This window comes from Fusibacter bizertensis, assembly GCF_029914245.1.
Lineage (GTDB): Bacteria > Bacillota > Clostridia > Peptostreptococcales > Acidaminobacteraceae > Fusibacter_C > Fusibacter_C bizertensis.
In genome coordinates, this window is the sequence record NZ_JARYZI010000011.1 from 82237 (window position 1) to 104794 (window position 22558).

The window sequence follows — 22558 nt, forward strand, 5'->3', positions numbered from 1 at the left end:
AAACTAAAAAAATGAAAATATTTATTTGACACTATCGCTTTAATTTAAGGAGCTTTGCATTTATCGCTACTATAACAGTACTTAATGACATAAATACCGCACCTACAGCTGGTGAGATTACGATGCCTACATTATAGAGTACACCTGCGGCTAGTGGAATGGCAATTACATTGTAACCAGTTGCCCAGGCTAGGTTCTGAATCATCTTTTTATACGTTGCACGACCAAAATCTATGAGTACTACAACGTCCTCAGGGTCTGAATTCACGAGTATAATATCTGCAGTTTCGGCAGCAATATCTGAACCAGAGCCAATTGCAATCCCTACGTCTGCTTGAGCTAATGCAGGGGCATCATTTACACCATCACCTGTCATTGCTACAAAGTTTCCTTTAGCCTGTAATTCTTTAATCTTATCTTGTTTTTGATCGGGCAAAACTTCAGCAAAATAGCCATCTAGTTCCAGTTCTGCAGATACTTGTTTTGCAGTTTCTTCATTATCTCCTGTGAGCATCCAAGTTTTAATGCCTTCTTTTTTAAGCCTTTTTATAGCACGATAGGATTCTTCTCTAATTTTATCAGAGAGCCCTATTGCAGCGATTAACTTGTCCTCTAAGAGCAAGAAGACATCAGTTGATACACCATGTACTGGTAAATCCGTAGGCACTTCAATGTTTTTTTCTTTCAAAAATCCTGGGCTTACAACCATAACCTTTTGCTCTTTAATTATACCTTCGACGCCTTTTCCTTTAATGGCTTTAAAATCACTTGTAGTGATAGTTTCCAAGTTCATTTCTTTTAATTTTTCTATTATACCTGTTGCTATTGGATGTTCAGAATTATTTTCAAGTGAAGCTGCAAGTTGAATGACTTGTTCTTTGTTATAGTGATCATCAAACAACTCTATAAAATTTACTTTAAATTCTCCATGTGTAAGTGTTCCAGTTTTATCAAATACCACTGTATCGATTTTTCTTGCGTTCTCAAATTGCGTTCTGTTCCTAATAAGTAAACCATTTTTAGCAGCTTGTGCTGTGGAAGTAGCTACAACGAGTGGCATTGCAAGTCCTAACGCATGAGGACATGTAATCACCATAACAGTTGCCATTCTCGCAATTGCATAGGTGAAATCTCCTGTAATTAGATACCAGACAACAAGCGTAGAAAAACCTACAGCAAGTGCAATAATTGTTAGCCAAAAAGCCGCTTTATCAGCCAAATTTTGAGTTTTTGATTTTGATGACTGTGCTTTTTCAACCATCTCTATAACTTTTGATAAATAAGAATCTTTTCCTATATTTTTAACCTTTACTTCAAGTGAGCCGTCCCCATTTAGAGACCCTCCAATGAGTTTATCTCCTTTGTCCTTTTCAACAGGCTTTGATTCTCCTGTTAGCATAGACTCGTTTATATAACTAGTTCCTTTTATAATCACGCCATCTGCAGGGATTTTCTCTCCTGGTTTAATCAATATTTTATCATCAGACTTAAGTTTGCTTAGATCAACCTCTACTACATCTTCACCTTTAAACAAATGCGCAGTGTTGGGCAATAATTTAGCTAACTTATCCATAGCTTTTGATGCACTTAAAACAGATTTCATCTCTATCCAATGTCCTAAAAGCATGATATCTATAAGTGTTGCAAGTTCCCAGAAAAAATCACTTCCCTTAAAGCCAAAAGTCGTTGCTGAACTATAAATATATGCAACTGAAATAGCCATAGCAATAAGTGTCATCATACCTGGATTTTTTTTACTTAATTCATCTTTTAATCCTTTTAAAAAAGGCCATCCTCCATAAAAATATATAAAAGTAGCTAGTGCGAATAACAAATATTGACTTCCCATAAATTTAATCTCAATATTGGTCCACGATTGAATCATCGGTGACAAAATGAGTATAGGAACAGTAACAACTAGTGATATGAAAAATCTTCTCTTAAAATCTTCAATCATCATCTTGTGGTGATCATGATGATTTTGATGTTGACTTTGACCCTGTTTTTCTGAATGCATATTGTGAGCTTCATTTTTATTCATAAAAAAGACTCCTTTCTAAATTTTAAAAATAGAAAAGAGCCGATAGATGACTAATAAAATATTAATTTTCAATTGAATGTATTTAAATTCAGTTTGGAAAACTATCAAAATCCTCTCTCTATTTTTTACAATACTTTTTTTATTTTGCTAATTTAAGTTAATTTCATTTAATATTAACTTTTATGCCTTTATTTAATTATAACACATTCTGTACATTTTCTTAAATTGTCGAAGTTAAAGCTAACGAAGTAATAAGTTCTACTTTTTTAAGGAAACAATTTATTTATAAATAATGTCCATATCTGATTTAATGCGTGTGCGTCTAGTCGTTCTGCCTTATCTAAAATCCCATGATCCAGCAATAGAAGAAGTTCTATATATGCTTCAATTTCGTTTTGATTGATTATTTCTAAGTTCATTGCTTGTGACATTAAACTTGCATAATAATTATAGATACTTTCTTCAAGCCTTTTGGTTAATCTTTCTATCTTTTTATTCCTCATACCTAGTAAAAGATATTGTTTTAAAATGGAGGTAAAAGCTGGCTTTTCTTTTATATACTGAATATCTGAAAGACCTTTATCTATAATTACTTTTACTAATGCATCTTTGTTTTCAACCTGACCATGAACTACATATTCACTGACCATTTCTTCCACTATAAACCCATATAAGGTTTCGAAAAGTGCTTCCTTAGATTCAAAATGATAGTATAGAGCAGGTTTGCTAATGCCAATGTTTTTTGCAATCATTGATAATGAAGTTTGCTCATATCCCAATGTAGCAAAGCAATCATAAGCTGTTTCTAGTATTTTCTCATAAGTTGTTTTTGCACTCTTGTTTTGATTCAATTTGTCACTCATTTTGTCACCTTTCTCATTAAATACTCGACCGGTCCTCTTTTGAATTTACTTAGCCATATATGTGATGATAATAACATAAATAAAAAAACAATAAAAGAAATTGCAATTACAAAGACTTCATCATGATAAGCAAGCTGATCAACAAAGATCATAACGATTAGCACAAGAACATGAATCAAATAATGTGTTAAAGCCATTTGTCCACCATTTACAACGACTTCAAATGTCTTATCCTTACTTTTTCTATGGCTTAAAATAACGCACATCCCAATAAAAAATATTGCCCACGCAGTAGCTGAAATTATATATAGTGCTGTAGGATTCATGGGTTTTGTATCAAACAAATAAATCGCAAGCTCAGTATAGCCAAAGTTATTTTGTAACCCTATGGATATCATTTCAATAAAAATGGCGATTCCCAGAGCACCTATTGTAAGTTCTTTTACTTTTTTTTCATCTTTGAAGTCTAGTCGTGACAAAGCCAATCCAAACAGTATAAATGCAAACCACGGAAAAAATGGATGATAACCATTAAAAAACGTATTACGTATAAAACCACTTAAAGTAAATAAACCTTCATAGTTGTTAAATGCTAAATCCCATCCCTGTGAATAATCAAATGTAAGCTGCATGATGGTACCAATCACAATTGTGAGAAAGCCAAAAGTTACTATTGTTTTTGTTTTAAGATAGATAAAGAGAACTAGAACTGCTATATAAACACCGTAGAAATGTAAAATATCAGCGGTCCAGCCAAATACACTATATAAAATAATTCCTAAAACGAATAAAAATATCGCCCTTTTTAATAAAGTTATTTTCATTTTTTTTCGTTCAATCCTATCTTGACTTACATAGCTTTTTTTTGTCATTAAGCCAATTCCAACACCTGCTAATATCACGAAAACAGCTGCTGCTCTTCCCTCAAATAAACTAATAAACTGGTTTAATATATTGTATTTAACAATACTTTGATTAAACACTATTTTATAATTTACTAACATCATTCCCAAAATAGCAAATGCCCTAGCAAAATCAAATCCTATAATACGATTATTTTTCATGCGTTTCTCCTTACTTACCGGTCGTTAAGTAAATTTTAACACATTTTATTACCTTGTCAATCATTATTAATTCTTAGAAAATTCTACACATAAAAAAAACCCCATAAACAGGGGGAATATAATCAAAGTTAGTGATTGTCACAATATTTTGATGTTATCACTGAACCAAACAAACTCAGTGCTATTATCAAATAAAAAATAAAATGATAGTTACCATGAATATCGATCAATACACCTGAAGTTAAAACGCCAATTATGGCCCCAATACCATAGGCAGTAAATACAACACCATAGTTTTGACTATAATGCTCAATCCCATAATTTCTAATCGTCGTCGTTGGGGCAATTGAAAGCCAACCCCCAAGGTTTAGCCAGAAAATAGAAAAAGCTATGACAAACATAGCTGTACTTCCCTCCCCCGAAAATAGCATCAAAATAGAAGCACATATGATTAGAACATAGGAAATATACATTGCATATTTAGGCGAAGTTTTATCTGTAATCCATCCAAATAATGGCCTGCCTACACCATTAAACAACGCAAAAAAGGTCATAAGCCATGTTGTTGTTGACCGTGGTAAACCAATTAGCTCAACGCTTATATTACTGGTCATACCTACGAGCATTAATCCAATCATTGTGCCTATTGTAAAATTCAAGTATAAACCTATAAAACTTTTAGATCTAACCATATTTGCTGTGTTGAGGTTACTAAAACTAGCACTAAGCTTCTCAGCTTTATAGAAACTTACATCGTTAATACTTGGATTCTTAATTAAAAATGAAGTAATTGAAGTTACACATCCAAATATAATTCCAAGTAAAAAGAAAGTATGCATTATACCGTAGTTTTCTATCAACAGTCTTGCAAGTGGCGCTGTGATTAGTGGTGATACTCCAAAACCAACTAAAACCAAGCCTACCGCTAATCCTTTCTTTTCAGGAAACCATTTAGTCACTACTGATATTGGAGCACCATATGCAATTCCTACACCTGCTCCACCCACTATGCCATAAGTGAACGTCAACATGTAAATGTTAGTTGCAAAAGATGATGCGATCCACCCCACAGATACAACCAATCCTCCAACAAATATAAATAAACGCGGATGATAACGATCTAAAAAGCTTCCAGTAATAAACATAAAAAGTGCATAAAAAGCTAAAGCAGCCATATATGGTAATCCACTATGTGTTGTGCCAACATCATAATATTTTTCTACCGATATCCGAAATACACTCCAAGAATAAACTGTGCCAAGACAAATCATAATTATTATTCCAGAAAGTACATAAATCCACCTAAACTTCATTGACTATTTGCCCTCCTAAATGTATTATAAAATTTTATTAATTTTAACTTAATACTATAATTTTAGCAACTTTGTTTTATCGTTAAAGTGTATCTTTTAATTCGAGTAAAGAGTCAATTCTAAATTTAAATATAGAAAAACGACTTTTGATCATAAGAAACATTATTTATTAATTTTATTAATAATCGCTTTTGTAATTGGGTATATTGCTAATATGCAACTGATGGTTGACAAATTTCCATGTCTGATTGGTAGCTGTAAACTATCAAAATTGATACAATCTAGTTAACAAATTTAGAAAGGAAAACTATTATGACATTAGCTGAAAAAATAATAAAACTTCGTAAAGAAAATGGATGGTCGCAAGAAGAATTAGCTGACAGATTAGATATAACAAGACAGTCCGTTTCAAAATGGGAAAGTGCAACAAGTGTTCCTGAGTTAAATAAAATTATACTGTTAGCTGATCTATTTAACGTGACAGTGGATTCTTTGGTCAAAGAGGATACTGAAGGATATGAGAAAAATGATCTGGTTAAAAAAAATGAATTTAGAAAAATCAGTATTGATGAAGCAAAAGAATTTGAGCAGTTTAATATAAGGAAAACTCAAATTATTGCACAAAATGTTATGTTATGTATTTATGCATTTATACCACTATTTCTACTTTTAGCATTGCGTCAAGGAGATATATTCAAATTGTCTTCAGAAGTTTCAGTTGGCATCGGATTAGCTTCTAGCTTTATCATCGTTTCTATTGCTATTAGAGGATTTATTACTGCTGGGATTAATAGCACTGACTACAGATTTATGGAAAAACAGGAATTTACTTTGGAATATGGCATAAAAGAGATTTATCGTGATAAGTTAAGAAGTTATCGCTTAACATATAGCAGAAAACTTTCATTTAGCATTATACTGCTTCTCGTTAGTGTATTACCACTTATATTATCTGGAATCTTTCACTTTTCTTCAATGATTGCATTATTCATGCTTACGCTTATGTTATTACTTATCGGCGGAAGTGTTTCACAGATCATAAGAACTGTTTCCAAATACAAAACATATCAGTGTATACTTCAAGAAGGTGATTACTCTGCCAAGGTAAGACTCGAAATGATGCGTTACCAAAAGTATGCGTTCATTTACTGGCCAATTGTTTTAGCAATCTATCTCCTTTGGAGTTTCTGGACCATGAATTGGGGTGTTACGTGGCTGGTCTGGCCCGTTGCTTCTGTATTATTTGTTGCTTTATTAGGTATTGTCAATTTGTTTACTAAAAATGCCACTGAAAAATAATCTTATCACAATGAAGTTTTAATGTTCTTCATATTAAAAAAAAAGTTCTCCAGCCTTGCACTGGAGAACTTTTTTTAAATGCGCTTTTTCTCTAATAAACGCATCAATCCGATAGTTCATCAAAAACCATCATAAACTGTTGCTCTAACTCTAAAAACACATCGACAATTTCTGGATCAAAATGTTTACCTCTGTTTTCTGTAATGTATCTTTTGGCATCCTCATGTGACCAAGGTTTTTTGTAAGGTCTTTTGCTTCTTAATGCGTCATAAACATCTGTAATTGCAACAATTCTTGCTGCAATTGGAATCTCATGGCCCTTTAGTCCATACGGATAACCACTGCCATCATATTTTTCATGATGACCGATTGCGATATCAGATACTATTTTCATATCTTTGTTGTTTTTTACGATGTTAAAGCCAAAGAGAGTGTGCTGCTTCATAATCTCAAATTCTTCTTTTGTCAATTGTCTTGGTGCTAAAAGAATCGCATCTGGTATTCCCACTTTTCCCAAATCATGCATTGGCGCAAACATTTCTAAATCACTACAAAATTTTTCTGGATAATTCATCTTTTTCGCAACCAATCTCGAACAAATTCCTACTCGTCTCATATGATAACCTGTTTCATTGTCCCTTAATTCTGCTAGCTCAGATATCGCTTTGTACAACTCTCTCTTGGAAGAATTTGTATCATATATAGTGTTTGTCATATCGATCGATAAAGTTACAAAATTGGTAAGCTCATTTTCAGAATTGTAGATTGCAGTTGTTGATAATCTAATCCACAAAACTTTCCCACTTTTACTACGGTTTATGACGTCCCCTTCCCATGCGCTTTTACTAGGATCTAAAATAGTTTGCCACATATCCTTAAATAGTTCGTTATAATATTGCTCAGTATATCCAAGGCTTTTATAGGTTTCCTTACCCACTGTTAAAATTCTAGGATTTTCACCTATCAACTCCTCTTCTCTAAACCCATACAATTTTTCAAATTCTTTATTAACTCTGACGATACGACCGTTTGCATCCGATATGAAAATAGGTTGTTGAATTGCGCGAAGAGCTTCGTAATAGAGTGTTTTTTCTTTCTCAATTTTCACAATTTCGGATATATCAGAAATTGTTACCATACACCTATCTTCACCTATAAAAGGTTTTATTTTTATGATATAAGACTTATCAAAAATTTGATAGTTGAAAATGGTACCACTATTATGTTCATATGCTTTATGTAACTCAACTATAAAGTTAGGTGGTAATATTTCATCAATATTTTTTTTAATAATTTTTTGAGCAGCAGGATTAATATAGATCGGATTTGCACTTAAGTCTAAAACCAATACCGCATCTGGATTTGCGTAAGGGAGTTTTGCAAGTAAGTTATTTCTTTCTTCCAATTTTTTCTTCTTTGTAATATCAAATACAATTCCAGCAATCAAAGCTGGCTTTCCATCATCGTCATATTGCACGACAGTTCCACGATCATAAAACCAAATATAGTTACCCTCTTTTGTCTGGATTCTATATTCGACTTCATAAGCAGGAGATTCACCTAGAAGATGGCGTTTCATGTTATCCATCACATTTTCTACATCATCAGGATGGAGCTTGTCCGTAAAAAATTCAAACCCAATTTCTTCTGGGATTTCAGAAAGCGAATACCCAATGGCATTTATTTTTTTTCTATTACAAATCACTTTATTCGTTTTATAATTCCATTGCCATTCACCTAGGCTTCCCGACCAAGGTGTCTCTATAAGTTTCATTTGAGCATCTTCGTTGGTGTTTCCATATAGAATGGCAGAAAACTCATTGACTTTATTTAATAGTTCTTCTTTAGTAAGTTTACTATAATCAATCACATTTCTGTACATAAAGACCTCCATTTTTTTACGACTAAATCCTATATCATATTGTATCATATTTCTTGAACTTGTTTCATAAAGGTAATTATAATCATTGAAAAGTTCGGCCAATTTGGGAAAAGAAGGATAAAGTGATATAATATATATATGAGGTGCTTTTAAACCCATACGCTAGAAAGATAATTTATTTGGATTTAAGAGCAGAACAATTATAACTTGTTCTGCTTTTTATATTTCTACTAACTGGTACCAATTTTTTAATGCACTAAAAATAAATGAAAGCTTTTCATTTATTTTAACTTAAATACAAAAAGGAGTTATATATGTTAAATAAGGCTAAAAAACTAAACAATTATACACTTAAATGTATTGATGGAGAAATCGGTAAAGTAAAAGAGTTTTATTTTGATGATCAGACTTGGGAAATTAGATATATACTTGTCAATACTGGAAACTGGTTATTTAATAGAAAAGTCATGATTTCCCCACTTTCGATATTATCTGTTAATCATGAAGAAGAATACATTACTACTAAATTATCGAAAGATCAGATTGAAAATAGTCCAAATTTAGAAAGTGAAAAACCAGTTTCTAAACAGTTCCTAAAAGCTTATCATCATTATTACGCATTTCCAATGTATACAGGAAATCTTGCATACACAGGCGTTGGAAGTGCGATTCCTACTAAGCCATTAGAAACAAATCAGAAAAATCCTATCTTTGAAACAGAAGAAGAAACTGAATGGGATCCACATTTACGTAGTACCACCAAAGTAAGTGGTTATAGACTCCATTCTACAGAGGATGATTTTGGTCATGTTGTTGACTTCATCATTGACGTTGAATCCTGGAAAATTCACTATTTAGAAATAGACACCAATAACTGGCTTCCTGGGAAAAAAGTTATACTCTCAACAAGTTGGATTGATCATATTAGTTGGGGCGAGTCAAAAGTCTTTGTAAGTCTTGGAACTGACATAATAAAACAAGCTCCAGAATACACATCTGAAACCGCTTTGGATCGAAATTTTGAAACAAAATTACATGATCACTATCAACAAAAAGGCTATTGGATTGATTTGTAGTTTATTAGACGCGACTTTGTCATAGTATTGCAAGACTAATAAGATATAATATCATTAGTAGATAAATAAAACACTAATTATTAACTGATTTGAAAGGAGTCTTGCCAATGTCGTATAAGTTTAAACAAAAAATACTACTCATGTTTTTTGGAATATTGGTTATGAGTATCTTCTCTTTTTCACCAACTTTTGCAACAACTTTTAGAGATGTTCAGAATCATTGGGCAAAATCTTATATTGATATAGCTTCAACTTACAATGCTGTATCAGGTTATACAGATGGTTCTTTCAAACCCAATGACAATATTCAAAGAATTGAGTTTATTGCAATTATCATCAATTCACAAGGGACAAATGTCAGAGCTTTATCAAAAGACGAATATTGGGGACAACCGTTTATCGATGCCGCGGTTAAGAGCGGTATTATCTCATCAGACGAATATGGTGCTATGGATGAATCAACATTCGCTGAAAATATCACGAGAGAAGAAATGGCAAGCATTGTAGTCAATGCGTATATTAGCTCAGAAGGTATTATTGATCCAGTGTCAACTGAAGAAGCAACCTCTAAGTTGAGTGATCTTGAGACTGTATCACCTCGTTATTATAGTAGTGCTATTGACGCAGTTGCTCTTGATTTTATAACTGGATATTCAAATGGAACTTTTTCTCCTAAACATTATGCTACAAGAGCTCAAGCTACTGTTCTTTCATTTAAATTACTTGTAAAACTGGGCGTATTATCCGATGCAGATCTGCCTGAAAACATCGTGCTTTCAAAACTAAAACTCAATCAAGGCGATTTATTAAAGATTACTTTATATCATACAAATAATACTTCTGTACTGACATTAACTCAAGATTTATACCCCAGTTTCAAATGGTATGAGACTGGTACAGAAGGCGTTTTAGAAGGATATATACCTACCAACTACAGTACAGCGCCTGGTGTATATGACCTTACACTCATCAATAATAAAACAGGTAAATCATCATCACAGTCGCTCGAAATTGTTCAAAGGGATTTCCGTGTTCAAAATCTAACGATTGATCCCAATATTGAATCCAGTACAAAAACAGATGATGCTTATGCCCAGTACAGAAAATATTTCAATCCTTCAAGGGATATCTCATCACCAACAAAGTATTATACGGAATCTTTTCTATTACCAACAAGTGGTAAACTTACCACTGAGTTCGGTGAGTCTCGTATTGTTAACAATGCACTAACCACTTATAGACATGCGGGAATTGACATCGCTGCCCCTCGAAATAGCGATGTAATTGCTACCAACGCAGGTAAAGTCATGCTGGCTATTCCACTTATCATAACAGGTAATAGTATCGTTATAGACCATGGAGAAGGCCTGTTTAGTGTATATTTTCACCTTGATCAACTATTCGTCAATGAAGGTGACATTGTAACCCGTGGTCAACTCATTGGGGCAGTTGGTTCTACTGGATTTTCTACAGGACCACACCTTCACTTCACCATGTCATATTATAGATTTGATATTGAACCAGGTTATATATTATACGGTGAAAGTATTACCAAGCAAAACTATATGAATCTCATGAAGTAAAGTTCAAAGTATTTAGATGATCCTATAGTTCTTCTAGTTCGAGTTCCAAAATATCATCAATTTTTATAATTGTATCCTCAATTTGTAAAGTCCTAAAAATCGTATCAAGCTGAGTAACAGTCCCACTCATTTTTATATAGGTATCTGTACAAAAATAGGTCACAGTTACATTTAACCCCTTCTGGATACGACACAAATTATGATTAAGTGTATTGGCTTGCGCTTCAGATATCTCAGTTCTTTGAACCGGTATCTTTTCTTTCTTTGCAAGTGCTTCTGATAGTCCTTTAACTGCTGCAAAGGGCAAAAACTGTTTTGCCCTTTCAGCTATGGGCATCGGTGTTTTCGGCCTACTCGCCACTTTTGTGCCCTCCTATCTGACGATTACGTTCCCTTGTGGTAGCAGCCTCGCTATAATTCATACCTTTTAATATCGCATTTTTGCCATACTTCTTTTTAATATCAATCACTGCTTTTTGAACACTATGGTTCCGCGCTACCGCTTCATCCTCTTTTGGATGATCAAACAAACTCAACTGGACCATATCATCTTGATTTTCCTCAGCAACATGGTTACAAGAGATGTTAATTCTACGAACAGGTTTTTTACGATCGACGATACGTTCATAAAGCTTTGTTACAGCAGGAAGTATGATCCGATCTGCACTCGTCGCCTTACTAAGTTTTGCCGTACCTTTCGCGGACTCAACTTTTAGTGCGTTAGAATAACCAATCTGAATTGAGACTGAGTCAGTAACGATCCCTTTATCAACTAGATCAAGGCAAAGCAAATCCATCATTTCACGAACAATTAATCGACCTTCTTCAAAACTATAATCCCTCATCAAAACCTGACCACTTGAGATACAGTTCGTTTTAGGTTTATATGCCTTAATATCTGCAATTGTAACTGGTTCACGTCCCCAAGCATGATCGATGAGAAGTTCTGCGTCGATACCAAATAATGTATAAAGGAAACCTTCATCCATTTCTGCAATTTGCCTCATTGTATTTATACCATAGCGACTAAGCGTCTTCGCAGTTCCTTTTCCAATACGCCAAAAATCTGTTAATGGCGTGTGATCCCACAGTATCTTACGAAAAGATTGCTCATCAAGTACACCTATAAAATCGACTGCATGTTTTGCAGTAATATCTAGGGCAATTTTTGCAAGATATAAGTTTGTGCCAATGCCACAAGTAGCACGTACTCCTACTTCGCGAAGAACTTCTCCCATCAGCATCATCGCCATTTCTTTCGCATTCATCTGATAGATCACTAGATATTCAGTTATATCAAGAAAAGCTTCATCAACTGAATAAATATGGATATCTTCTTTTGAGATATATCTCAGATAAATGGCATAAATCTCAGCAGCATAGTCTATATATTTTTGCATCCTTGGTGGTGCGATTATATAATCAACATTCTTTGGTATTTCAAAGATGCGACACCGATTATTTATGCCAAGTGCTTTCATAGAGGGTGTGATTGCAAGGCAGATAGTTTTTTCTGATCGATCAGGGTCAGCAACAACTAGATTTGTCGTCATTGGATCAAGCCCACGTTCGACACACTCTACTGAAGCATAAAATGACTTAAGATCAATACATATATATGTGCGGTTTTTCATGATCTAAATAACCTTTCTTCTCTATTCAATTCATAGTAGAATTTTAATCTTAACTCTATTATATCGCGAACGACTTTTAAGAACAAGTGTTCTATTTCGTTTTCCATGCTTTAACTTAGTCTATCAGCATTTTATGCATAAAAAGAGACTAACTCTTTTATATAAGTCAGTCTCCATCCTATACTGTTTTTTTAATGATAACTTTTTCTATGCGTTTATCAGTAACTTTTACAGTTCGTATGAATAAATTTTTATAGTTTATTTCGTTGATTTGATCCTTTGAAGGCATATGTCCAAACAAGTCAATTAAAAATCCATTGAGTGTTTCATAAGTTTCTACTGGAAATTCAACTTCAAAGTGCTTTTCAAGTTCATAAAGACTGATTGTACCCCTGACTTCATAAGTTGAAGTGTCTATTTGCTTAATTTCTATGTCTTCTTCTTTATCATGTTCATCAAATATATTTCCAACAATTTCTTCTATAAGATCTTCTATCGTTACAATGCCTGCAGTACCACCATAATCATCAATAACTATTCCTATATGTGTTTTCGTTTCTTGAAAATTTAGAAATAATTCATTAACCATTTTATGCATAGGAACATACAATGCTTTCCTAATATAAGGCTCTAAATTAAAATTATGATCTGAACTTACCGTTATCAATTTAATCATATCTTTTATATGCAATACACCTATCACATTGTCAATACTCTTATCATAAACAGGAATTCTTGAAAATTGTTCTCTTGCAATTAATGCCACTAGCGTATCCAAATCTATGTTTAATGGAATAGCAACGAGTTCCATCCTATGCGTCATAATATCTTCAGCTGTTTTGTTATTAAACTCAAAAACATTGTTAATCATTATTTTTTCATGTGTTGCAATAGTACCTTTTTCTTCTCCTACATCTATTAACATCCTAATTTCTTCTTCAGTGACATTGTCATCTTCTGTTTGTGGATCTATACCAAACATATTTACAAAAAAATTGGTAGAAGCTGTAAGAAACCTTACGAAAGGGCTTGTGACTTTAGATAAAAAAACTAGTACCGAAACAACAGTAAATGCTATTCCTTCAGGTTTTTTCATTGCTATTCGCTTAGGCACTAGTTCACCAAGTACTAAAGTAAAGTACGCCAAAATTATAGTAATTAAAACTACCATTCCTACTTTTAAAACAGAATCAGGTAGTGGTACATTTAAACCTTTTAAAGCAGTGACAAGCGGTTCTGAAAATGATTCTGCAGCAAATGCACTTGCTAAAAAACCTGCTAGAGTTATCCCAACCTGAATTGTAGCAAGAAATCTACTTGGCTCACTTAATAATTGTGTTAACTGCTTCGCTTTTTTATCACCTTTATCAGCCATCTGTTTAATTTTATTATCATTTAGTGATATTAATGCTATTTCAGACGCTGCAAAAAAGGCATTCACAGCAATCAAAGTGATCAAAAACAATATTTTAGTTATCAAAACTGATCTCCTTTTTCATACTTTAAGTATTTGACTTCTCTCTTACTTCATTATAACATTGAAATCAGATAAAATTCAAAAACTAAGGTATTAAGAAAATAAAAGACCATTAGTTAAATGACACTTTAGTAATCACCTAATATCATTGAGGAGAAAAAAATGTTTAGACTCTGGGGAAAAATAATTCAGAAAAATAATATAGTTCAAAATTATGTTTTTGAGATAAATAAAAATGACCAAAGCTTTGACGTGTTATTGGCAAAAGGTATGGAAGATTTGTGTAACCGTTTTGATATTTCAAATCCTATGTGGTTAAGTGATAACACAATTGATATGAACCGAATTAATAAGACAAAATTTAAAGCTCAACATTTTATTGAGGAGATCGAATTTGATTATTTTGAAATTGAATATCTTCCTGAACGCGAAAATAATTTTCACGATAAAATGTAAAAAAAGGTGCTGTTGCACATCTAATATATAAAATTAGATATGCAACAGCACCTTTTTTTACCCACTTGTAATTGTTATATTAATTAATGCCTTTTTCCACCGGGTCCACCCATCTGCTGAACAGTAATTTCAGTAACTTGTTGGCCATTTACAATGACAGTTCCACCGTTTAATACCCTTGCTCCATCTGCATCAAATGCTGAATTTGCTGTGACATTTATACTACCACCATTGATGTAAAGATCGCCATTTGAGTCAAATCCATCAGTATCGCCACTTGCCATCGTGACTGTGATTATGCCTCCATTAACTTCTATTCTCACATCATTGTCGCTTTTATTTGCTGCATTAATACCATCATCTGTTGCATAAAGTTTGATGTCACCACCGTTTATTTTTACAAAAGTCGCTTCAATTCCTTCTGAAGCATTTTCAATATTGATTGTACCACCGTCTATTTGAACGATTGTATTACTATGAATTGCATCGTCTGATGAAGTTATATTAATGGTTCCATTTTGAATATAAATATAACCGAAAGTTGCATCCTCCTCGTTTTCACCGTGTAGTGCATCTTTACCTGCATTAATTGTTAATAGACCATCATAAACTCGAATTGAATCTTTAGCCTCAAGACCATGGCCTACTGAAGTTAGATTGTAAGTCCCCCCTGTCACTTTTAAATCATCTTTTGAGGTTATTGCATTATCTTGTTTTGCGACTACATTTAATGAACTCGTACCATTTAACGTTAAGTCAGCTTTAGAGAAAATAACTGCATCTACATTTGTATCACCATCTGTTTCTATGGTGCCATTTACAGTAAGGGCAGATGCACTACCAGTCGTCGTCACAAAAACTTTGTCAGCCGATTTCACATAGATAGCTGCCTTTGAATCATTAGTTATCGTTACGCCGTCTAATACAAGTTGAACTTTGTCGGTATCGCCTGCATCAACTATAATTGAAGCGTTTGTGACATTACCTTTTATGATATATACGCCTTCAGTAGTAATTGTCGTATCGTTTCCACTTGTTAAATTCAAAGTGGTAGCCACTGATAAATCCGCAGTTTGTTCAAGATCACGACTTGAGAATTGATCTTCCGTAATAATCCCAGTATCAAGATTACTCACAAGTGAGTATTGGTTTGATACAGCTGTGCCCTCACTGGGCATCATGCCTTGACCTTGTCCATTTGCAGGAAGTTGTCCACTCGTACCATCTGTTGGAGCGTTAGCAACATCAGGTTCTGATATAGTGTTAATCTCAGCAGTTTGTGAATCAGTGTTGTTTTCTGTAGAGGTTGAATTAGTACAACCAGAAAGTGAAACGATGAGTATAATCGCTAAGATTAACACCATTATATTTTTTAATTTCATTCTTGTTCTCTCCTTAAAGTTATTTAATTTTAACAGCTGTTCTTTTATTCCTTGATTCAATAATAGAACACTAACCTTAAATGAACTTTAAATATAGAATATTAATTGTTGTATGTGTATCTCAAGTAAACTTAAAAGCAAAAAAGGCATGTTATAAAAAACATACCTTTTCCTCCGTAATCTTTTGAAATGAAATTATCATACTAATATTATGTTATTTCTATTACTTGATTGCTTTTGTCTAAAATAAATATCTCAAATAGACCACCTAGATGTTTTTGCGTCGTTTCCGAAAGTTCTCTAAGCGCATTAATGAGCACTTCTTCTCTCTTTTCATCAACAAGTTCGATGCACATAAATGCGTTCTTAGTTTTTTCAGTTAACATTGTTCTCACTGATTCACGCCAGTTCCAACACCTACAAATTGCACCTGCGTCATCTTTATATACGATTTCTCCTTCGAATGGCGGCGCATCTTCATCTGATCCCAGTGTTACAAAATATTCATCTCCTATCGCTTTTGTGAGTTTTACATCCCCAACAAAATTATCTATATCTTCTCCACCACATGGCAAGGCATATTTCAAAGAAATCGAATTATATATGTCAACTAATGGATTAATTGTACCAATGTGATTCCCGTTATTGACTCGTCTTAATAGGGCTTCAATGGATGACCTTGCACCTTTTTTAGTTTTAAACTTTTGGAAGGCGTCTCGCCACACTTTTATAACTGGATTGTTACTGAATTCTGGTTCAATGAAGAATATATTCGCTTCTTTTTCAGCTGATAATAGCATCTGCTCATAGGTTTCAATATCAACTATTTGATTATTAATTCCTTTGAATAAAACTATACCTATTTTTGCTTCCGGAAACACTTCCCAAAATGCATCTTCAATGATGAATTTTTTCACGATTATCCTCCTATAAATGATGTCTGCTAAAATACTCAACCATACATCCTTATGCTAAATCAACTAATATATTGTTATCTTCGATTTTCACAGGGTAACTGCGGTCATCTTTTACTTTCATTTTCAAAAACACAATTTTAGCATCTCCCACATTTTCACCTGTCTTTGCATCAAATTTAGCACCATGTTTTGGACAAGAAATGATTCCACCATTAAGGATTCCCTCACTTAGTGATCCACCCATATGTGGACATTTGTTGGAAATCGCATAATACTCTCCATCAATATTGGATATAAGGATTTCAATACCGTTGATTTCAATCATTTTCATTTCATTATTTCTTAAATCTGTTGTTTTGGCAACGTTTATATAAGTCATACTTTAGCCTCCTTTAAAATATTTTTTATTTGTCATTTAGTATGATTGATTCCCTTAAACATAGAATCATAACAAAAGTTTTATATTTTCTTGACAATACAATAGAGATAAGGTACAAATACAGTCTGTAATTTCAATACGGAGGTTCGAACATGAAATATACTAAAGCGACTGATTATGCATTGCATATTATGGCTTATTTCGTTAAACAAGATGGTAAGGAGAATTTTAGTCTTCAGCCTTTAGCCAGTCACATGAATATATCACCAACATACTTATCAAAGATATTAACCCAGTTAGTCAAGGCTGACCTAATCCAGTCTTCATCTGGCGTAAATGGAGGTTATAGTCTAAGAAAAGTTAAAACAGATATCAGTTTTTATGATGTTATTCAAGCAATAGAAGGTAGTGGTGCTCTTTTCACATGTGAAATGGACGAAAAGCGATCCTGCCCTATTGAAGACGTTATGAGAAGCGCTGAAAGATTAATGGTGAACGACCTAAAGAACAAATTTATTTTCAATATTATTTAAAAAAATATGTAATCGTATAAGTAGTTTTAACTGCTTATTTTTTCATCTTATTCAAAGACAATTTGAGTCTGCGATATATTTAAAAGGAGGTTCTATAATGGAACAAAATCATCATACCAAATCGGATCAAAATTTTCTAACTAAAATGGCTTTTCTAGACAGCAAACAAAGAGAAAACTTTATACCACCAGATATTCTATTAAATCAAATGCCTATTATGAAAAATGATACACTTTTAGATGTCGGTGCTGGCACGGGGTTCTTTACAATTCCAATGGCAGAAATGACTTCTGACAAAGTATATGCCCTGGACCCTGATAAAAGAATGCTTCGAGTAATTGAAGATAAAGCATTAACAAAAGGGATTTCAAATATTGAATATATCCCAGATTATATTGAAAACTTAAGTCTTAAATATAACTCTGTTGATTTTGCAATGGCTTCATTGATCCTACATGAAGTAAAATCCTTACCCTTAACACTTAGTATTATTCACAATGTCCTAAAAGAAGGTGGACATATATTATGTTTAGAATACGAAAAGGACAATACAATAATAGAAGGCCCACCCATGTCAATTCGTATACATTCAAATGATCTTGAAAAAAACTTGATTTCTCTTGGTTTTGAAATAGTAAGTAAAACTAAAATCAATGAAACCATATATACCTTTTTAGCAACAAAAAAAGAAAAGTGAATTAAGTTATAAAATGGATTATTCAACGTATAATCTTATACTTTAACCAAACAACACCAGAGGAAAAAATTAAACCGCTATCAAAACAATATCTTGATTGTTCAAATAGCGGTATGCATTAATTTTAAATGTTAAAATAACCAGACTGCTTCACAACGTCAACTCCATCAACGAAATCTTTGGTGGCTTCTACAATGGACTTATGTGTTTTTAATAGAAGTGCTTGCACTGCATGGTAACCGGTAGCATAGCCACCACAAAATGGGATACCAAGTACATCACTTTCTGGAATCATAGGATGATCTCCAAAAATATACTTTCGTACTTCCATAAATCCTGAAACATCAAGATTTTTTTCAATAATTTCCCTTGTCCTTTCCAAGTCAGCTCCAGAAACGCCTGTCACCCATGGTCCAATAAACACATCTCCATATAAAAAAGATGCAAAGCTTTCTGCAAGACCTTCAACAGCTAGATATTGACTCAATGTAACGTTCATAAAGTCCCACTTGACGTTATTAAACAGCACATTATGATGAAATTCGTGAGCAATACAGGCATTAATTTTTTGTAGATTTTGTGAATTTGGTGCAATTATTATCTGAATATATCCTGGTACAGAACCAACACCAGTATAACCCTCACTTTGCGAAAGTTTATCTGGATCACCCAAAAATATGCCAAGTGTGATTTCCTCAGGCAATTTGATGCCCGTATCCTTTAGAGTGTATACAGCAAGTTCAATTGCCTTATGAGCTTCATGCCATACATTTTTATCAACTAATTGAACTAGCATGTTTTCCGCTATTTTGTCTTTTCCAGTTAAAGATAAACATGATAATGCTTCTGGGTTGCGAGGCATCCTTGTTCGTTCAAAAACTGGAGCAAATGGTTTTAAAAAATTTTCATCAAAATAATCATATCGCCGATTTTCAGATAACTTCATCATTTCCATGTATAATTTATGAGTGTCTAAAATATTAATCTTCATTTTTTTATCCTCCAAAAGTATATTCAATCACTTATGGCCAGTAAATGATTTCATATACAATTTAAACTATGCCGTTGCGTGAAGGTCAATACTTTTTTCGATATTTCAACTATTATTATTTGAAACCTGAATCACCAAGTTACCTTTTTTAAGCCCTTTCTCTATATACTCATGTGCCTTTGGTACCTCTTCAAGTGGCATCACTCGATCAATGTAGATCTTTATAGGTACTACTTTGACGAGCTCTATGACTTCTTCAAGTTGTGTATTGGATTGCTTTGAAAGTGTAAACAAAACTTGTTTAGATCCAAGATTTGATAATCTGCTTTTGAGTTTGTATTTTGATTTAGGTGTTGCAAAAATATAGCGTCCATTTTCTTTTAAACATGCTAAGCTTTCTTTGAATTTACTGATACTCACTATATCAAAGATAATATCGTAAGTGTTCTTATTTTTATAGTAGGATTCTGTTTGATAATCTATCAAATGGTCTGCGCCCGCTTGTTTTAATACATCAAATTTCTGTGCTGCATCAACAGCTGTCACTTCAGCACCATAATGTTTGGCAAGTTGAATTGCAAACATCCCAAAACTTCCTGCAGCACCGTTGATTAAAACATGCTCACCCTTTTTGATATCCCCCAGTTTCAGATAATGCAATGCTTCCATCCCTGCTACAGGTAAAGCAGCTGCTTCAAAGTCCGTTAAAAAATCGGGTTTCAAAACCATAGTGCCCATGCTAGACTTTGGATTTAAGCAAATATATTCTGCATAACCTCCAAATTTAAAGCCTGTTGTAGCTATCACCCTATCCCCCACTTTAAATTCCTTCACATTTATACCGATCGCTACAATTGTCCCAACTAATTCTTGACCCAATATTTTATTTTTGGGTTTAAAAAAGCCCATATATAGACGGATCATTAGTCGTAAAAATAACGAAAATTTCAAACCTCTCATCTCTGTATCACCAGCTGTTACAGTAGTTGCATCGATTCTGATCAGCACTTCATCATCAGCCTGAACTGGTTTATCTATTTCTTCATATTTTAAGCCTGATGGTTTACCATATTTCTTCCAAACAATTGCTCTCATTCACTCACCATTCCTTCTAAATATATTCCTTTTACACAGATTATTATTGAGTTTATTATATATCAATATAAAAAAAGATTCATTGATATAAGTCAACGAATCTCTAATTAATTATCTTTATCATATGAAATTTATATAATTTTAAGTACAAATTGTCTTCAACTCTTAAGCTGTAATTGATCGTACTAAGCGAAATCCTAAATCATCTATACAAAAGGTTGGATGCCCACTTCGACGACATGTTGCACCACATCCTCTAGCAGATTCTCCCCAACTTCCACCTCGAAAGACACGATATACCCCATATGTTTTTTCATCATACAAGTCCCAACACCATTCCCATGAATTGCCTAGCATATCGTATAATCCCCATCCATTAGGTTGCTTTTTACCTACTTCATGCAATTTACCCTCTGAATTCTCATTATACCATGCAATTACATCAATATCTCCATATCTATAACCAGCCACTCCTGCTTTACATGCATACTGCCACTCTGCATCAGTTGGTAATCTATATCCATTTGCATCTTGATCATATGTTGCGGTTTCTTCTACTTCATCAAAAACATAACAAGGCTTAAGTCCGCATTCTAATGAAAGTAAATTACAAAACTTTAGTGCATCATACCATGTGACATTTACTACTGGTGTACAGTCTATAAAAAGATCATCTGATAACAGTTTGGTTATGCGTAAGTATAGATTTTTTGTAACAGGATACTTTGCTATCAAGAAAGATTGTATTTCAACAGTTTTACTCAATTCAGTGAGCTTGCCTTTTTTACCAGGTATACTCATCTGTGAATTTGAACTGATCCATTTATTTTCATCTCGAAAATACTTTAAGTTCTCTTTTCCACTTGGTATTCTTATCATTAGATCATCTAGATAAGCCTTAACATTATTGTCCATATATTTTGATCCTTTCTAAGAATTGCAACTCTGTTTTCAACTGACCTAGCTAAAAGGCTTTTGTAGATCATATGCGATTCCAATTGCGCCTGGTCCAACATGAGTCCCTATAACTGGACCGATATCAACTACTAAAACGCTGACACCCAGTTCTTCCTCTAGCTGACGCGCCAAAGCTACCCCTTCTTCATACGCTTCTATATGATGCACGACAACATTTTTAAGTCCATATTTTATGATATCATCAAGTGCAATTTGAAGTAATGTTTTCACTGCCTTTTTCTTAGTACGTACTTTTTGAAGCACCTCTGTCCGCCCATCTTTTACCGTAAGAATCGGTAGCAGTTGCATAATATTACCAAGTATGGCACTAGCACCACCGATTCGTCCGCCCATTTTTAAGTAGTCCAACGTTTCAGGCAAAAATATAAATCTACTTTGATGTACATAATCACGCATATGCTGAGCAATATATTCAATGCCCTTACCTTGCTCAGCCAATGCTGCACCATAAAGCACACAAAATCCTAACTGCATGCAATTGGTGCGTGAATCCACAAGTTCAATCTTGGCATTTGGATATTGCTCTAATAATTGAGTTTTAATCATACATGCAGTTTGATAAGTGCCGCTCATTTCTGATGACAAAAAAGTTCCAACAATTTCGTCACCTACAGATATTGCATCCTCGAAAGTCTTCATCATTTCATCTAAACTAGGTTGGGCTGATTTAGGAAAACTTCCACCTTGTGCTAAGCGCGCATAAAAGGATTTGTTGTCTGTTTCTGTTTCAACAAATATATCCTCATCTATCAAAGCGCTTAATGAAACGATTTGTATAGGATACTCTCCAATCAATGTTTGAGGTAAGTAAGAAGTACTGTCAGTAATGAATTTTATCATGTCTATTGCTCCATTCTTTCAAAAGTTCTATTTTTATCTAAAATCAAATCACATTATT

Annotated in this window: 21 protein-coding genes; 6 read left to right on the top strand and 15 right to left on the bottom strand. The window is 33.5% G+C overall.

Annotated elements, in window-relative coordinates:
• Positions 1 to 31: 31 nt before the first annotated feature.
• The 4 genes from QE109_RS14440 to QE109_RS14455 all read right to left on the bottom strand — a co-directional run bounded on the left by QE109_RS14440 (position 32) and on the right by QE109_RS14455 (position 5281).
• Positions 32 to 2041, bottom strand: a complete 2010-nt coding sequence (locus tag QE109_RS14440; protein WP_281095251.1) for a copper-translocating P-type ATPase — start codon at positions 2039 to 2041, stop codon at positions 32 to 34.
• Between the two features lie 266 nt (positions 2042 to 2307).
• Positions 2308 to 2904 (bottom strand): TetR/AcrR family transcriptional regulator, encoded by a 597-nt coding sequence (locus tag QE109_RS14445; protein WP_281095252.1) that lies wholly within the window; start codon positions 2902 to 2904, stop codon positions 2308 to 2310.
• Positions 2901 to 3968 carry a DUF418 domain-containing protein gene (locus QE109_RS14450; RefSeq protein WP_281095253.1) on the bottom strand — a complete coding sequence of 356 codons (1068 nt, stop codon included), beginning with the start codon at positions 3966 to 3968 and terminating at the stop codon, positions 2901 to 2903. The genes QE109_RS14445 and QE109_RS14450 overlap by 4 nt, the downstream gene beginning before the upstream one ends.
• A 128-nt stretch (positions 3969 to 4096) precedes the next feature.
• Positions 4097 to 5281, bottom strand: a complete 1185-nt coding sequence (locus QE109_RS14455; protein ID WP_281095254.1) for an L-lactate MFS transporter — start codon at positions 5279 to 5281, stop codon at positions 4097 to 4099.
• A gap of 312 nt (positions 5282 to 5593) precedes the next feature.
• Between QE109_RS14455 and QE109_RS14460 the strand changes: the two genes are divergently transcribed.
• A complete protein-coding gene (locus QE109_RS14460) occupies positions 5594 to 6580 on the top strand; it encodes a helix-turn-helix domain-containing protein (protein WP_281095255.1) in 987 nt (328 codons plus the stop codon).
• A gap of 103 nt (positions 6581 to 6683) precedes the next feature.
• Here the strand turns inward: QE109_RS14460 and QE109_RS14465 are convergent, their stop codons facing one another.
• Positions 6684 to 8462: an HD domain-containing phosphohydrolase gene (locus QE109_RS14465; RefSeq protein ID WP_281095256.1), complete on the bottom strand. Its 1779-nt coding sequence runs from the start codon at positions 8460 to 8462 to the stop codon at positions 6684 to 6686.
• A gap of 314 nt (positions 8463 to 8776) precedes the next feature.
• On the opposite strand from QE109_RS14465, the gene QE109_RS14470 reads away from it, so the two are divergent.
• Complete coding sequence (locus QE109_RS14470) at positions 8777 to 9538, top strand: PRC-barrel domain-containing protein (protein ID WP_281095257.1); 762 nt, start codon at positions 8777 to 8779, stop codon at positions 9536 to 9538.
• A gap of 107 nt (positions 9539 to 9645) precedes the next feature.
• Positions 9646 to 11121, top strand: a complete 1476-nt coding sequence (locus QE109_RS14475) for a peptidoglycan DD-metalloendopeptidase family protein (protein WP_281095258.1) — start codon at positions 9646 to 9648, stop codon at positions 11119 to 11121.
• A gap of 22 nt (positions 11122 to 11143) precedes the next feature.
• Here the strand turns inward: QE109_RS14475 and QE109_RS14480 are convergent, their stop codons facing one another.
• The 3 genes from QE109_RS14480 to QE109_RS14490 all read right to left on the bottom strand — a co-directional run bounded on the left by QE109_RS14480 (position 11144) and on the right by QE109_RS14490 (position 14235).
• Positions 11144 to 11482: a YolD-like family protein gene (locus QE109_RS14480; protein WP_281095259.1), complete on the bottom strand. Its 339-nt coding sequence runs from the start codon at positions 11480 to 11482 to the stop codon at positions 11144 to 11146.
• Positions 11472 to 12755, bottom strand: a complete 1284-nt coding sequence (locus tag QE109_RS14485; protein ID WP_281095260.1) for a Y-family DNA polymerase — start codon at positions 12753 to 12755, stop codon at positions 11472 to 11474. The genes QE109_RS14480 and QE109_RS14485 overlap by 11 nt, the downstream gene beginning before the upstream one ends.
• 178 nt (positions 12756 to 12933) lie before the next feature.
• Complete coding sequence (locus tag QE109_RS14490; protein ID WP_281095261.1) at positions 12934 to 14235, bottom strand: hemolysin family protein; 1302 nt, start codon at positions 14233 to 14235, stop codon at positions 12934 to 12936.
• 159 nt (positions 14236 to 14394) lie between these two features.
• Here QE109_RS14490 and QE109_RS14495 point away from each other — a divergent pair, with 159 nt between their 5' ends.
• Positions 14395 to 14688: a hypothetical protein gene (locus QE109_RS14495; RefSeq protein WP_281095262.1), complete on the top strand. Its 294-nt coding sequence runs from the start codon at positions 14395 to 14397 to the stop codon at positions 14686 to 14688.
• A gap of 83 nt (positions 14689 to 14771) precedes the next feature.
• On the opposite strand, the gene QE109_RS14500 is transcribed toward QE109_RS14495, so the two are convergent.
• The 3 genes from QE109_RS14500 to QE109_RS14510 all read right to left on the bottom strand — a co-directional run bounded on the left by QE109_RS14500 (position 14772) and on the right by QE109_RS14510 (position 17366).
• Positions 14772 to 16070: a carbohydrate-binding domain-containing protein gene (locus QE109_RS14500; protein ID WP_281095263.1), complete on the bottom strand. Its 1299-nt coding sequence runs from the start codon at positions 16068 to 16070 to the stop codon at positions 14772 to 14774.
• A 209-nt stretch (positions 16071 to 16279) separates the two neighbouring features.
• Complete coding sequence (locus tag QE109_RS14505) at positions 16280 to 16987, bottom strand: B3/B4 domain-containing protein (RefSeq protein ID WP_281095264.1); 708 nt, start codon at positions 16985 to 16987, stop codon at positions 16280 to 16282.
• Between the two features lie 49 nt (positions 16988 to 17036).
• Positions 17037 to 17366: a Rieske (2Fe-2S) protein gene (locus tag QE109_RS14510; RefSeq protein ID WP_281095265.1), complete on the bottom strand. Its 330-nt coding sequence runs from the start codon at positions 17364 to 17366 to the stop codon at positions 17037 to 17039.
• Positions 17367 to 17518: 152 nt separating this feature from the next.
• On the opposite strand from QE109_RS14510, the gene QE109_RS14515 reads away from it, so the two are divergent.
• Both QE109_RS14515 and QE109_RS14520 read left to right on the top strand, forming a co-directional pair.
• Positions 17519 to 17899, top strand: coding sequence for an RrF2 family transcriptional regulator (locus QE109_RS14515; protein WP_281095266.1), 381 nt, complete (start codon positions 17519 to 17521; stop codon positions 17897 to 17899).
• A 97-nt stretch (positions 17900 to 17996) separates the two neighbouring features.
• Positions 17997 to 18596 carry a class I SAM-dependent methyltransferase gene (locus QE109_RS14520; RefSeq protein WP_281095267.1) on the top strand — a complete coding sequence of 200 codons (600 nt, stop codon included), beginning with the start codon at positions 17997 to 17999 and terminating at the stop codon, positions 18594 to 18596.
• A 124-nt stretch (positions 18597 to 18720) separates the two neighbouring features.
• Here QE109_RS14520 and QE109_RS14525 read toward each other — a convergent pair whose 3' ends face one another.
• The 4 genes from QE109_RS14525 to QE109_RS14540 all read right to left on the bottom strand — a co-directional run bounded on the left by QE109_RS14525 (position 18721) and on the right by QE109_RS14540 (position 22500).
• Entirely contained in the window at positions 18721 to 19587 is an 867-nt protein-coding gene (locus QE109_RS14525) for a DUF2268 domain-containing putative Zn-dependent protease (protein WP_281095268.1), read from the bottom strand.
• Positions 19588 to 19692: 105 nt separating this feature from the next.
• Complete coding sequence (locus QE109_RS14530; protein ID WP_281095269.1) at positions 19693 to 20682, bottom strand: NAD(P)-dependent alcohol dehydrogenase; 990 nt, start codon at positions 20680 to 20682, stop codon at positions 19693 to 19695.
• A 165-nt stretch (positions 20683 to 20847) separates the two neighbouring features.
• Positions 20848 to 21597, bottom strand: a complete 750-nt coding sequence (locus tag QE109_RS14535) for a formylglycine-generating enzyme family protein (protein ID WP_281095270.1) — start codon at positions 21595 to 21597, stop codon at positions 20848 to 20850.
• Positions 21598 to 21642: 45 nt separating this feature from the next.
• On the bottom strand, positions 21643 to 22500 hold the full coding sequence (locus QE109_RS14540; RefSeq protein ID WP_281095271.1) for a DegV family protein: 858 nt from the start codon (positions 22498 to 22500) through the stop codon (positions 21643 to 21645).
• Positions 22501 to 22558: the final 58 nt, after the last annotated feature.